Origin of the sequence: Galactobacter valiniphilus (assembly GCF_003575975.1) — a bacterium.
Classification (GTDB): Bacteria; Actinomycetota; Actinomycetes; order Actinomycetales; family Micrococcaceae; genus Galactobacter; species Galactobacter valiniphilus.
In genome coordinates this window covers 140,620-153,705 of sequence record NZ_QQXK01000005.1, presented here as the reverse complement: position 1 = coordinate 153,705, position 13,086 = coordinate 140,620, and the positions used below count along the sequence as shown (strand labels likewise).

Annotated in this window: 9 protein-coding genes and 1 pseudogene; 4 read left to right on the top strand and 6 right to left on the bottom strand. The window is 69.7% G+C overall.

Going from position 1 to position 13,086, the window contains the following annotated elements:
• Nucleotides 1–323: pseudogene (locus tag DWB68_RS03975) on the top strand (transposase); the annotation flags it as partial.
• Here DWB68_RS03975 and DWB68_RS15920 read toward each other — a convergent pair.
• Nucleotides 278–1,840, bottom strand: coding sequence for an ApeA N-terminal domain 1-containing protein (locus tag DWB68_RS15920; RefSeq protein WP_267896926.1), 1,563 nt, complete (start codon nt 1,838–1,840; stop codon nt 278–280). The pseudogene DWB68_RS03975 and the gene DWB68_RS15920 sit on opposite strands and share 46 nt — an antisense overlap.
• Before the next feature lie 346 nt (nt 1,841–2,186).
• Here DWB68_RS15920 and DWB68_RS03970 point away from each other — a divergent pair, with 346 nt between their 5' ends.
• Complete coding sequence (locus DWB68_RS03970; RefSeq protein ID WP_158588199.1) at nt 2,187–2,801, top strand: DUF1349 domain-containing protein; 615 nt, start codon at nt 2,187–2,189, stop codon at nt 2,799–2,801.
• 74 nt (nt 2,802–2,875) lie between these two features.
• Here the strand turns inward: DWB68_RS03970 and DWB68_RS03965 are convergent, their stop codons facing one another.
• From DWB68_RS03965 to DWB68_RS03950, 4 genes are all read right to left on the bottom strand, one after another.
• Complete coding sequence (locus DWB68_RS03965; protein WP_119423841.1) at nt 2,876–4,063, bottom strand: benzoate/H(+) symporter BenE family transporter; 1,188 nt, start codon at nt 4,061–4,063, stop codon at nt 2,876–2,878.
• A 69-nt stretch (nt 4,064–4,132) separates the two neighbouring features.
• Nucleotides 4,133–7,510: an ATP-binding protein gene (locus tag DWB68_RS03960; protein WP_119423840.1), complete on the bottom strand. Its 3,378-nt coding sequence runs from the start codon at nt 7,508–7,510 to the stop codon at nt 4,133–4,135.
• On the bottom strand, nt 7,503–8,195 hold the full coding sequence (locus DWB68_RS03955) for a DUF4194 domain-containing protein (protein WP_158588198.1): 693 nt from the start codon (nt 8,193–8,195) through the stop codon (nt 7,503–7,505). The genes DWB68_RS03960 and DWB68_RS03955 overlap by 8 nt, the downstream gene beginning before the upstream one ends.
• Complete coding sequence (locus tag DWB68_RS03950; RefSeq protein WP_119423838.1) at nt 8,192–9,763, bottom strand: DUF3375 family protein; 1,572 nt, start codon at nt 9,761–9,763, stop codon at nt 8,192–8,194. The genes DWB68_RS03955 and DWB68_RS03950 overlap by 4 nt, the downstream gene beginning before the upstream one ends.
• A 195-nt stretch (nt 9,764–9,958) precedes the next feature.
• Here DWB68_RS03950 and DWB68_RS03945 point away from each other — a divergent pair, with 195 nt between their 5' ends.
• On the top strand, nt 9,959–11,377 hold the full coding sequence (locus DWB68_RS03945) for a glycoside hydrolase family 16 protein (RefSeq protein ID WP_158588197.1): 1,419 nt from the start codon (nt 9,959–9,961) through the stop codon (nt 11,375–11,377).
• A gap of 100 nt (nt 11,378–11,477) precedes the next feature.
• Here the strand turns inward: DWB68_RS03945 and DWB68_RS03940 are convergent, their stop codons facing one another.
• Nucleotides 11,478–11,771, bottom strand: a complete 294-nt coding sequence (locus DWB68_RS03940) for a DUF1540 domain-containing protein (protein WP_119423836.1) — start codon at nt 11,769–11,771, stop codon at nt 11,478–11,480.
• 168 nt (nt 11,772–11,939) lie between these two features.
• On the opposite strand from DWB68_RS03940, the gene DWB68_RS03935 reads away from it, so the two are divergent.
• The gene (locus DWB68_RS03935; RefSeq protein WP_119423835.1) at nt 11,940–13,016 is read left to right on the top strand and encodes a DUF808 domain-containing protein; all 1,077 of its coding nucleotides are present in this window, start codon (nt 11,940–11,942) and stop codon (nt 13,014–13,016) included.
• Nucleotides 13,017–13,086: the final 70 nt, after the last annotated feature.

The window sequence follows — 13,086 nt, the reverse complement described above, 5'->3', positions numbered from 1 at the left end:
GAGGTGTTCGTCGCGTGGCAGTGCGCCCAGCAACTGCGTTCCGCCTACCACCAGAAGGACCTCGCCGAGGGGCGGCGGATCGCCGAGAAGGTCGTCGACACATTCCACACCTGCCCGACCCCCGAGATCGCCCGCCTTGGCCGCACCCTCCGCCGCTGCGGGCTGCGTTCCTGGCCTACTTCACGACCGGACGATCATCGAACGGCGGAACTGAGGCCGTGAACGGGATCATCGAGCTTCACCGCCGCCTCGCCCGCGGCTACCGCAACCGCAGCAACTACCGGCTCCGCATGCTCCTCGCCGCCGGCGGCCTCACCCCATGACCCCCCACCGGATGTCCGAAGAGCCGGAAAACCTTCGTGAAGTAAGCAGCATCTGCTAACTGCCTCACCTGGTAGTGCCGCGCGATTATCGACTCCGGATCAATACCAATCAGCATGGCCAACGTAATAAACGCCACTGAGTCGCACGACTTGATTACCGCCCGCATTTGTTCGCTCGAAACAAGATGTGACGTACCCTCGTGTGCCAGTTTGTTGCGAGTATTCGAAGCTGCCTTGGCCCACTGTTCCAACGGTCCGACGATTTGCTCGAGGTTAGGGCTGACGGAATGGAAGAGCTCGTGCAACCTTTCGCGCAATGTGGGTTCGTTGTGCGGTTTCCTGTCGGACCACCATGTCTTGCGATCCGCAGGGATGACCTCGCTGATTGCCTTTTCGATCCTTCTGAATTCGGCGTTGGACATGGTCTTCTGCTTTGGATAAAGCGATCGATGAAGGGATTCAAGCGTCCCTGTTGCTGCGAGCGTTTGCAGCTCCAGGTACACGTCTTTTTGGTGTTGGCGCCCGATTGCGAGTGCCACGGGTGCGTGGAGGCTCTCGGCAAGTTTGAGCCATCGCGGGATCAGTTCGGCAAAGTCGATGTCTGCGCTGGAGAAGAGGAACTCTTCTTGCCGTGTCGGGCCTCGAGTCTCGTCAAACCTTCCGGGTTGGCCCATGAAGATCGACACGGCGGTCGTGGTTGGCAGAGTGAGATCGGGTGCGATGGCTTCGAGGCCGTCCGCATTCAACTCCGGTTCCGCCGAGTTCCGTGCCATGACAATTGTTGCCGTGAGCGACGTGATGGGCGAGACCGTGAGGCTGGCCAGTGTCATTAGATCACGCATCGACGTGCTCTTTGAGATGCAGTCGTCCAGAGACAGACCGTCATCATCCCGAATCGTGATTTGCTCGCGTTCTTCGATCCAGTGCCGACGCTTGCTGTTGTTGTGCTTGAAACCTGACGAGACCTGAAAGGACTCAAGCGAGTACGTGCTACTGCCAACCACTGCTTCGAGGGGCTCGACGTCAAAATTGTTGAGACCCAGCTTTGGGCGTCCGCCGGGAGAATAGCTCACTGACGACCTCACCGATGTTCTTCCGGACCAGCCCAGCAAATTCTCGAGTCCCACGTAGACGGATGAAAACACGGGCGCCGAGCTTGAATGAATCCAGGCTCCAAGAACCACGCGATTGACACGAATCTTGGTGGACCCGGACTGCAGCGGATCGGCGTTCATTAAGTTTAACTTGTAGTTCTCAGCAAAGGTGTCAAGGAGAGTTAGATGCACGCCGAAGGCCTCACCGTGAATCACGTCCCACGTCTGAGGTGAAGCCGGTGCGTATCCGTTCGAGTCAGGGGCCGGATTGAGTCGCCAGGCACTGGTCAGCTGCAGATGGATCCCCTCGTCAGGGTCATACACAAGGGTTCCCGAAGCTGCCGCATCCTCTTTGCCAGGGACCCACCATTGGCCGTGCCAAGTTTGCCGGACACTCAGATCTGATGCTTGACGACTTGGCACGAGGCGCCCTCTCTCCGCTCCGGCCCAAAGAGCGAACACCAGGTCATGCCTCGTGATTCGTGTTCTGGGTCTTCGGAATTGACATGTCGTTTGAGACTACTGGGAAGCGCCCGAATCACGCGACATGTCAGCGGGGCAGGCCCAACCCAGAATTTCTGCCACATCATCTGACACCGGACAGTCGCCCCGATGCGCTCGGCCAGCTGGACAGGCATCGGAGGCGCTGGAGTCGGCCCTGATCTCCCGCAGCCGTCGCCCCCCGGGGTCTGCATGCCGCGAAGCCTCCCGGACGACGCATCACGGACGCAGGCGTCGGTGGGTGACCGCGCCGTGGTCTCATGGTTCCATGACGAGCACACAGGACTTTCTCGCTGGCCTCACTTTCCTGGAGGGCCGCGGCGACGCCACCATCGACGCCGAGGCGCGCACGGTCGGTGTCAGCGCACCGGCGAGCAGCGACCTCATCTCGGATCCGGTCAGCGGCGCGCTCACGCGCGGCGCGCCGGTGCTGGCGTCGTCCGCCCCGGCCGGCGACTTCGTCTTCTCGGCGCAGGTGACCGTGCCGGGCGAACGCTCCACCTACGACGCCGGCGTCCTGGCGCTCTACGTCAACGAGCGCCGCTGGGCCAAGCTGTGCTTCGAGTACTCCCCCGACGCCGAGGCCACGGTGGTCGGCGTCGTCACGGACGGCTTCTCCGACGATGCGAACGGCGACGTCATCGCCGGGGACCGCGTCTTCCTGCGGATCTCCCGCCTCGGCGAGGCGTTCGCCTTCCACCACTCGCCCGACGGCGTTCGCTGGCGTTTCCTGCGCGTCTTCCGTCTGGGGACGGCCCACGAGCTGGAGGGATTGCGGATCGGTTTCGCCGCCCAGTCGCCCCTCGGCGAGGGCCGCGGGGCCGAGTTCGCAGCGATCAGCCTCGAGGAGCGCAGTCTTGCCGATCTGCGCGACGGGAGCTGAGGCACCCGGCCGGCGCCGCGCCGTCGGGCATTGAACGGCGCCCCGTGCGCGGGCCGGGCCCTGCCAAGGGCCCCTTAGGCCCCGCGGCGGGCCGCCAGCGCCCAGCGCAGGACCAGGCCTACCACCAGCGCCCAGAACGCGGCACCGATGCCGGCGATGCTGACGCCGGAGGCGGCCACGAGGAACGTGGCGACGACGGCGAGCCGCGATGAGGCGTCCTCCCACGCCCCCTGCACGGCCGAGCCCAGCGTCGCGATGAGCGCGAGCCCGGCGACGGCGGCCAAGAGCCCGCCCGGGGCGGCAAGCGCGATGCCGGCCAGGGCAGCGGCCCCCGCCGCGAAGGCCACGTAGAGGGCTCCGGCGAAGGCGGCGCTGCGCCAGCGCCGCTCGCGCGGCACCCCGCTCTCCTCCCCCGCCGCGAGTGCTGCGCTGATCGCCGCGAGGTTGATCGCGTGACCGCCCGCCAGGGCCGCCGCCGCCGAGCTGACGCCCGTGATCAGGAGGGTCGCGCGCCACGGGACGGGGTAGCCGAACGAGGCCATGACCGCGACGCCCGGCACGTTCTGCGAGGCCATCGTGACGATGTAGAGCGGCAGGGCGATGCCCACCACGGCGGGCCAGGACAGGCTCGGCGCGACCCATTGGAGGGAGGGGGCGAGGGCGTCGCCGTCCACGTGGGCCACCCCCAGGAGGAACGCCACGCCCACGCTCGCGAGCGCCGCGGCGAAGGCCACCGGCACGGCCCAGCGCGGCCACCAACGCAGGCCGAGCACCCAGATCAGCACGGTCGGCAGCACCCACGCGGGATTGGCCGCGGCGGCGGTCACTGGCGCCAGGCACAGCGGAAGCATGACGCCGGCCAGCATGGCCTGCGCGAGCGAGGCGGGGATGCGCGTGACGAGCTCACCCAGCCGCGGCCACAGGCCCGTCGCCACGATCGCGGCGGCACACAGGAGGAACGCGCCCACCGCGTCGCCGAAGCCGCCGGGGAGCGCTGCCGAGCCGCCCAGCAGCGCGGCCCCCGGCGTCGACCATGCGAGGGTCAGGGGGCGGCGGCTCGCGATGGAGAGGCCCAGCGTGCCCAGGCCCACGGCCAGGCACAGGGCACCGAGGCCCGACGCCGCCTGGCCCGGGCTGGCTCCGACGGCCGCCAGGCCGGTGAGCACCACGGCAAAGGAGGCGGTGAAGCCCACCAGGGTCGTGACCAGACCGGCGCCCACTTCGGGCAAGAGCGTGCGTTGCGCTGGCTGCGGGGAAGGCATGCCTCCCAGCCTGGACGAGAACGGCCCGCCGCCCACGTTTGGACGGCGGGCCGCGGCGTGCGTGACGCGCTACTCCCCCGCCGGGAGCTCCTCCCCCGGCGCGGCTGCGTCGTGGAAGGCCGTGACGTAGGAGTAGCCGGTGGCCTGGTCCTTCGTGACGGAGAGGTTCAGGTCCATGTGCGGCTCCAGCGCCGTGACCTTATCCAGCGGGGCACCGACGATCAGCTGGAAGCCCAGCCCCTTCCAAGCGGCCACGGCGCGCCCGGCAAACTCGGCGTCGGACTTCACGAAGCCCTCGTCGAGGAAGACCGGGGCGAAGCGCGGGCGGGTGCGCGTCTCGTCGCCGAGCTGGTAGCGCAGCGCGGAGCCAACGATGAAGGCCACGAGCTCCTGCGACTCGCCGCCGCTCTTGCCGCCGAGCGAGGAGTACGTGGAGAGCTCGCGCCCCGCCGTGTCCACCTTGCTCGCCGTGATCTCGAGGTGTTTGCGCACGTCGAGCAGCTCGTCGCGGCGCACCGCCGCCGCCCCTTCGGTCGCGGAGAGCAGCGTCATGAGCTCCCGCAGTTGGGCGAAGCTCGCCTGCGCCGCCTCGGGCGAACCTCCCTCCTGATCGGCCACCGCCGATAGCTCGCGCAAGGTGGCCCTGAACTCCTCGAGCTCGCGGCGACGCAGGCGACGCACCACGATGCTCAGGCGATCCCGCCCCGGGCCGAAGGGCAGGGACGCGAGGATGTGATTGACGGGTTCGAGGCGCTCGTCGATGTCGTCCATCGCCACGTCGTAGGCGTCGGAGAGCAGGCGCAGGTCCTGGCCGCTCCAGGCCTGGAACTGGCGCTGGAACGCCTCGCGGCGCTGGTGCAGCCCGTGCCGCTCGATGTCGTCGGCGATGGCCTTGAAGTCGGGGTACGCGGCCACATCGGCCCCGCGGTCCGGGTCCGGCCAGCGCTCGTTGTACGCCTCGAAGATCCCGCGGAGGTGTTCGGCCTCGCGCCGGGCCTCGGCCGCGCTGCGGTTGGACTCCTCCGTCAGCACGGAGCGCAGCGAGCGCACCACGGCGGGCAGCCGGGCGGGGGTCACCTCGGCGTCGCGCTCGAAGAGGATCGCGTCAAGTTCCGCCGTGTCCGCCTCGGAGAGGAAGGCCTCGGCGGGGGCCGCGTCCAGCTGGTCGTTGATCCTGTCCTGCGCCTCGGCGAGCTCGCCCCACTCCGTGTCGAGCGCCTTGAGCTTGGCGTCGAGCGCCCAGTACTCGTGCTTGGCGGTCTCCACGGCCGCCTTGAGCTCGGCGTGACGGGCGCGCAGCGGGGCCAGGGCGTCGTTGCGCTGGACCATCTCGGCGATCTCGTGGCGCAGGGCGTCGACGCGCTCGTGGGCGCCGGCCAGGTCGATCTGCTCCCAGGTGTGCGTCGCGACGGCGGCAAACGCCGCCTCGCGCTCGCGCAGCGTCACGAGTTCGGCGTCGAGGCCCGAGCGCTCGGTGTCGAGCGCGACCAGCCGGGCGGTGAGAGACGCGGCCGCCTCCTTGATCGCCTGGACGCGGTCGGCATTGGAGAACCCGAGCACGTCCTCGCGTCCGGCCACCCGGCCGTGGGCGCCGGCGCGGCCGCGCGAGGTCTGCCCGGACATCGTGACCTTGGGCTCGGAACCGCCCAGCTCCTCCGGGGTGCTGACGCACACGTGATCGATCCCGGGACGCTGCACGCGTTCGCGGACCCACGAGGTGAAGGGCGAGTCCTTGAAGACGAGACGGGAGGAGAGCATGCGCGCCTCAGCCTCGGCCGGTGCCGGCTCCCCCAGGGCGACGCCCTCGAAGTGCAGGCGCACGTCGAGCTGCAGCCCGTCGATGGCGGTGCGCAGGCGGGCCTGTTCGCGTTCGTCGACGAGCAGGGTGAGGCCAACACCGCGCAGGGTCAGCTCGGCGGCCGGCCGCCAGGCCTCCTGGCCGGGGGCCACGTCCATGAGCTCTGCGGCGAAGGGCAGCTGCGCCACGGGCAGGCCGCTCGCCTCGGCGATCTGGCGGCGCGCTGCGTCGTGGGCCATGGGCACGCGGCTCGCGCGGCCGCGCAGGGATTCAAACTCGCGTAGCAGCTCGGTGCGGCGCTCCTTGAGCGCCGGTGCCGCCGCCACCTTGGCGTCGCGGCGGGCGCCGATCTCCTCGCGCTCGACGTCCACGCCGTCCGCGAAGCGGCTGCTCTCCTCGACGAGCGCCGTGAACTCGACGGCCGTGGAACACGGCAGGCCCAGCGGGGCGGTTAGCTCGGTGAAGCGGGCGCGGGAGCGGGACACGCTCGCGGCCTGCGCAAGTGCGCCGTCGAGCTTGCTCTCGAGGAGGTTCAACGCGCCGCCTCCGGCCGCGCGCAGCTGCTCCTCGACCTCGTGCAGGTCGATCTCGAGGGAGGCCTTGCCAGCCTCGGCGGTGAGCAGCGACGTCGTGACGCCCTCGCGCTGGGCCCGGTTGCTTCCCTCGGCCTCGAGCAGGAGGCGGCGGTGGGTCAGGAGCGACCAGAGCGAGAAGCCCGTCTGGGTTCCCTCCTGGCGCACGCCGTAGCGGTCGAGCCGCTCCGCCCGCTCGAGCGCGCCGGAATAGGCGGCGTGCGCGGCGTCGATCTGGGCGAGCGCGCGCGCCTTGGCGCCATCCTGTTCCAGATCCCGGTAGGCCCGATCCAGGCTCGAGTACTGCTCAACGGCGCGCTCTGCGGCACGGAAGGTCGCGGGTTCCTCGAGCACCATCTGCTTGTACAGGCTGTCGACGGTGCGCACCTGGTGGCCCGCCTGGATGCGGGCCAGCAGGCGCAGGGCGTTGTCCCCGTTGCCGTTGGCGCCGATCCCGAGGCGCGTCGTCAGGGTCTCGGTGAACTTGAGCGCCGTGTCGTGATAGACGAGCCCGGGCAGGGCTGAACGCAGGGCGCGGGGGTCGAAGCGGCGCTCGGCGAAGGGTTCGAACTCCGCGAGGGAGACGGCCTCGGGGCGCGTGAAGAGCCGCATCTGCACGTCGGAGCTCGTGCGCGCCGAGGCGTCGGCCAGGTAGAGCCGCACCGCCGTGAAGCGCCGCTTCATGTCGTCGAGGAAGGTGAGCGCGATGCCGCCCCACACGGGGACCCCATCGCCGCGTAGCACCTGATCGGTCAGCGACTCCCCTTCGCGGGTGGTGTCGCGCTTGCCGCGCAGGTAGCTGAGCACATTGCGCTGGTCGGCGCCGCGGGCGCGCCCGCTCGTCGCGTCGTTCGACGCACCGTTGAACGGCACCGTGGAGGGCATCATGAGCGCCAGATATGCGTCGAGCAGCGTCGACTTGCCGGTGCCGGAGGCGCCGGAGATGAGGGTGGCCCCGCGGGAGAGCTCCACCTCGTGATGCCCGTGGAAGCCACCCCAGTTCACGAGTTGCAGGCGCTCGGCGCGCCACTGGGCGCTCGCATCGGAAAAGCCGGCAAAGAGCGGAATCTCAGTCATGGTCCTCCTCGGACAGCTCGCTGGAGGCGTGGGAAAGCAGGGTGTCGCCGCCCGTGCCCGGAGCGCCGAGGGCCTCGATGAGCTCCTGCAGGCGGGTGACGGGCAGCACCACCTCGATCACCGAGGTGATGGCAAAGCGATCCTGCGTGGCGGTGCCGGCGAGCACGCCGGCCGCCTGGAGCTCCTTGACGGCGCGCCGGGCGCGGGCCAGGTCGCCGGCCACATCGGTCGCGTGCTCGGGGCGGAAGCGCTCGATCGCCTCGAGGCACTCCTCGAGGTCGATGAAGACGTGCTCCTCCCCCGCCGCGCGGCCCACAAGGCGGGCCTGGCGCAGGTGCACGAGCAGGATCGTCTCCTCGCGCGAGTACGCGGTATCGCGCAGCAGGGCCGGGAAGTGGGCTGAGCCCTCCGCCCTGATCTGCACCTTGTACGCCACGCCGCGCTCGGCGTCCACGACCAGGTCGAGGAAGAGATCGTGCAGGCGCGAGGTGAGGACGGCCCGGTGACGCAGCAACGCCTCGAACTCCTGGGGCCGCCGGGCGGCCGTGAGCACCTGGGAACGCAGCAGCGCCACGAGCGCCTCGCGTTGCTCGAGCTCGAGGCTGCCCTCGTCGCCGTCGAAGAGGGCCAGGCTCGCCGGAGACTGGTCTTCGACCCCGCGCTCCTCGGGATGATGCTGGCTCACGCGGTCTGCTCCTTCGTGCTGGGGCTGGTCGGGGTGTCCGGCGCGTCGAGATCGCTCGGATCGAGAGTGAGCGCGGGCAGGCTGAGCCACCGCTCGCTGCCGTCCGGCCTGACGGTGCGCACCACGCCGGGCGGAGGCACCGCCGCGTGGGAGTCAGGCTCCTCCCCACGCTGACGCGTGAGGGCGGGCGCGGCCAGGTCCATGAGCCCGAAGAGCTCGACGGGGCGGCGCAGCTCCGGCGGCAGGGTATCGAACGCGTCGGCGAGGCTCTTGGCACGCCCCGCCTCGAGGGCCGACTTGATGTGCAGGCGCACCGCGGCGGTCAGGGGGCCGCCGGAGAGCCGGACGGCCTCGAGGTCCGGCCCGGCCGGGGCCTCCGCCGACACGTCCTCGAGCCGCTCCACGGCCGGGGGCGGCGTCGGGTCGAAGAAGCGCGAACGCAGGGTGCCGATGTCGGCGCGCGCCGGGACGCCGGAGAGGCGCACGCCGTCGCGGGGACGGGCCGTGACCATCCACCGCTGCAGCTCGGACTGGGCGCGCTGCAGGAGCCGGGCCACCTGGCGGTCGCCGGCGGCGTCGGTGCTCTGTAGCTGATCGGCCAGGGCCCTGGAGGCCTTGTGCTGCCGGCTCTGCACCTCGTAGAGGCCGCGCCGGAGCAGGCCAGCGGCGTTGACGAAGCCGCGGCGCGCCTCGAGGCTCAGTTCGGCGGCGAAGGGGTGCTCCACGATCGCGTTGAGGTCCTCGCGCAGTCGGCGCAACACGTCCTCATTGCCGAGCAGGGCGATGGCGCTCGCGAAGGCGCGTCCCTCCTCCGTCCGGTCCATGAGGCGCTGCGAGGCCTCGAGGTACTCGTCAAGCACCTCGCCGCGGGGACGGGTCTCGTCGCGGAAATCGGCGAGCATCTGCCGGTGAATGCCGGCGATGGACTCCTCGACCCGACGGAAGTCGCCGGGGAGCTGGGCCAGCAGGTCGGCCAGGTCGGCGTAGCCGTGGCGCAGGCGCTCGCCGTCCGCCTCGCTCTCCTCCGGCGTGGGCGGGGAGTCGAGGCGCTCCAGTTCGGCCTCGAGCTCGGCGATCTTGGAGCGCAGGTGGGCCCGCCGGCCTTCCTGGCCGGGACGCGCGGTGGCTGCCCAGCGGGCGGCGGTGTCCATGATGGTGGTGAGGCGGGATTCGCTGATGAGCGCGCGCTCGCGGCTGGCCTCGTCGAGCATGCGCGCGGCGGCCAAGGCGTGGGAGGTGCGCTCGTACTCCTCGCCGCCGTCGTCGGTCGGGAGGCGAACCAGCCACTGCTCCTGCGTCCAGAACAGGCAGAGCGAGCGGCCAGTGGCCGCGGGTGGCACGGCGAGCCCGGAATCGGCGAGTTCCTCGAGACTGGCCTCGACGATGGAGTGCAGGCGCTCGGCCCGCACGGCACCTCCCTCGTGGCCGAAGGCGCGTTCGAAGACGCCCAGGACCAGGGAGCACCACTTGTGGTGGAGCAAGGTCAGCGAGGGCGCCTCGGTGGCGTGGCTCAGGTGGGCCACACGCGCCGCGAATTCGCTCTGCGGCAGAGCGTGTGTTGATGTCATGTCCCGCTTCTCTTGATCGGCCTTGACGCCCGCAATACTTTACCTTTCAGGATTCCGGGCGGCCTGTCGCCTCGCCCGCAGCGGGTCTCGGGCGGCATTTCCGCCCAGGAAAACTGTGTGAACGGGAGTAAACAAACAGTGTCCGCTATCCGGATGGGGCCTGCGTGCGCCCGCCACCCATCCCCAGGAGGACACGTGCTTTCCCATCCACTCAAACGCTTGGCCACCGTTGGCCTCATCGCGGCCGGTGCAGTCGCCTCCACCGGGGCAAGCGTGCTGCTCCCCCGCCAGGTCGGCACCGCCCCGGCCGAGGCGGCCGTCGCGGGGTGGACCTCCGCGAGTTGGACCGCCGTGGCCAAGCAGACCGTCGCCAAGGCCTATCCCGTCGAGTCCGCGGCGGCGACGGTCGAGGCGAACGTGGCCACGAAGGGGCTCAAGGCCGGCCAGTACACGTGCAACCGGATCATCCTGCGCCAGGCCGGAACCAGCTTCTACAACGCGGAGCTGTGCCATGGAAGCGGCACCACCGCTCGCCTGCAACTGCAGCGCCTGGACGCCGGCGAGATCACCGTCCTCGCCACCAAAGCCCTGACGGTGATGAACCCCACCACCGCCAGGCGCTTCGCGCTGGAACTGCGAAACGTGAACGGCAACCCGGTGTTGAAGGCGGCCCAATGGGCGCCGGGCACCGCGCGACCGGCGTGGCAGCTCACGGCCACGGACGCGAGCGCCGCCAAGTTGATCAAGGGTGTTCAGGGCTCGGTGAGCAGCTGGGTCAGCGGCAGCGGAACGCACGCCGTGACCAGCGCATGGTCGGGATTGAGCGTGGTCAAGGCCGCGGTGCCGGTCGGGTATCTGGAGGGCTGGGGTGAGCCGGTCTTCCGCGATGAATTCACGAGCGACACGCTCGGCACGCGGTGGGCCGTCCGAGACAAGCTCAACCTGAGCTACGACTGGGCGCAGGTCCGCAAGGAAAACGCGGCGGTGGGCGGCGGCGTGGCCACCCTGGAGACCCGCAAGCTGGCGCAGCCAGTGGAGGCCGGTGGCCGCACGCGCGAGTACAGCTCGGCCTACATCGACTCGACCAAGACGCAATCGCAGTCCTACGGGCGCTGGGAGATCCGCGCCAAGCTGCCTCCGGCTGCGGACGGGAACAAGGGGATCTGGCCCGCCTTCTGGCTGCGCCCGGATGATGCCGGGCACGGCGAGATCGACATCTTCGAGTACTACGGCACGCCGGTGGATCGCAGCTTCTCCCCGGGGCACCGCACCGAGGGCACCGTGCACTTCGACTCGATCAACAAGGTCGGCAAGTACAAGGTGAGTGGCTTCACGCCGCTGGATCTGCCGCTGGATGACGGGAAGTTCCACGTCTGGGCGGTCGAGTGGACCCCGCAGGCCATCACCTTCTTCGTGGACGGCCGGAAGTACTACTCAGTGGCCGCGAGCTCGGACACGCGGTACAAGGCGGTCTACGCCTCGGGCCGCAAGTACAACATGCGGCTCAACGTCCAGGTGGGCAGCGAGTACTGGGGCGGGCCGGACGACGCACTGACGGCCGTCAACACCACGTTTGCCGTTGACTACGTGCGGGTCTGGACCTACCGCCCCTGACCGGAACGGGCGCGGGCCGCATCGGACCCGCCGGCGCCGGAAGCGCAACACGTTTGAGGGCCCCGAGGATGCTCCCCTGGGGCCCTCAAACGTGCGTCGCTCAGCCCGCCTGGTAGCTCAGGCAGTCGGCGGCCTCGGCGCCGGCGCCGATCCGCACATCGTGCGCGCCGCACATGAGGTTCTCGTTGTGCACGCACTCGCTGCGCTGGCAGGCGCCCACGGAGGCCAGCACCTTGGGCAGGCCGCCGAGGCTGCCCGTCTCGATGAACGTGCCGCAGCTGGCGTGCTGGGAGGAACCTGCCACCGTGATGGCAAAGGCCCCGCAATCGTGATCGTGGTTGAAGGAGCAGGACTCAACGGTGCATCCCGAGACCTGCGTCATCGTGTCGCTCATCTTCACTCCTCAGCTGTGGGGCCGCGAGCCGCTGCCCTGGTAACCCCAGTATTCGCCTTCATGACCGCCCACGGAATGCCTTTTTTGCGCACTCTTGGCGCCGCTTGCGAGGGAAGGCAAGCCTCTGCCCGTCGGGTGCCGCGCGGCGCGTCCTCTAGTCTTTGACGCATGGCTGGAGGATTGGTTGCGCTGCTTGACGATGTCGCGGCGCTCGTGAAGGCAACGGCGGCATCACTGGACGACGTCGCGGCGGCGGCGGGGCGCGCGAGCGTCAAGTCCATGGGTGTGGTGGTGGATGACGCGGCGGTCACGCCGCGCTACGTGCAGGGGCTCAGCCCCCAGCGCGAGCTGCCCATCATCTGGAAGATCGCCCTGGGCTCGATCAGGAACAAGCTCCTGATCATCCTCCCCGTCATCATCCTGCTCACGCTCTTTGCCCCGAAGTGGGTCCTGCCCGTCATCCTCATGGCCGGCGGCACGTACCTCGCGTTCGAGGGTGCGGAGAAGGTCATGGAGGCGTGGCACTGGATCAAGCACCACGAGACGGCGGACGGCGAGCTGAAGGACGAGAAGTCCATCATCTCCGGCGCCGTCCGCACCGACCTGATCCTGTCCGCCGAGATCATGGTCATTGCCCAGAGCTCGGTCTCGCACGAACCGGTGTGGGAGCAGGCGCTCGTCCTCATCGTCGTGGCCTTCCTCATCACGATCCTCGTCTACGGCGCGGTGGGCCTGATCGTGAAGATGGACGACATCGGCCTGGCCCTCGCCAAGCGCGATTCGAGCCTGGCCAAGCGCTTTGGCTCGGGCCTCGTGAAGGCCATGCCCATCGTGATGACGGTGCTGGCCAATGTCGGCATCGTCGCGATGATGTGGGTCGGTGGCCACATCCTGCTGGTGCAGGCCGACGAGCTCGGCTTCCACGCCCCGTACGGGGCGGTTCACCACCTCGAGGAGTGGGTGCACCACGCCACGGGCCCGCTGGGCGGCTTCCTCGGTTGGCTCACCAACACCGTCCTCTCCGCGATCGCCGGCTTCATCATCGGTGCCATCCTCACCGTCATCGTCCTGGCCGTGCAGGCCTTGCTGCGCCGCGGCAAGGGCGACGCGGTGCATGAGGCCCCTCACGCGTCCGCCGGGGCGGATCCGGAGGGCTCCGAGCAGGAACGGCACGACGACGCCGCGGCAGACTCCGCGGACGGAACCGCCGAGGCGGCGCCCACCCAGGGCGAGGAACGCGCCTGAGTCCACGCCCGCCGTCGGGCATCAACGGCAAGCGCAGCAGCGTGCCCCGCCCCCTTGTGAAGGGGGCGGG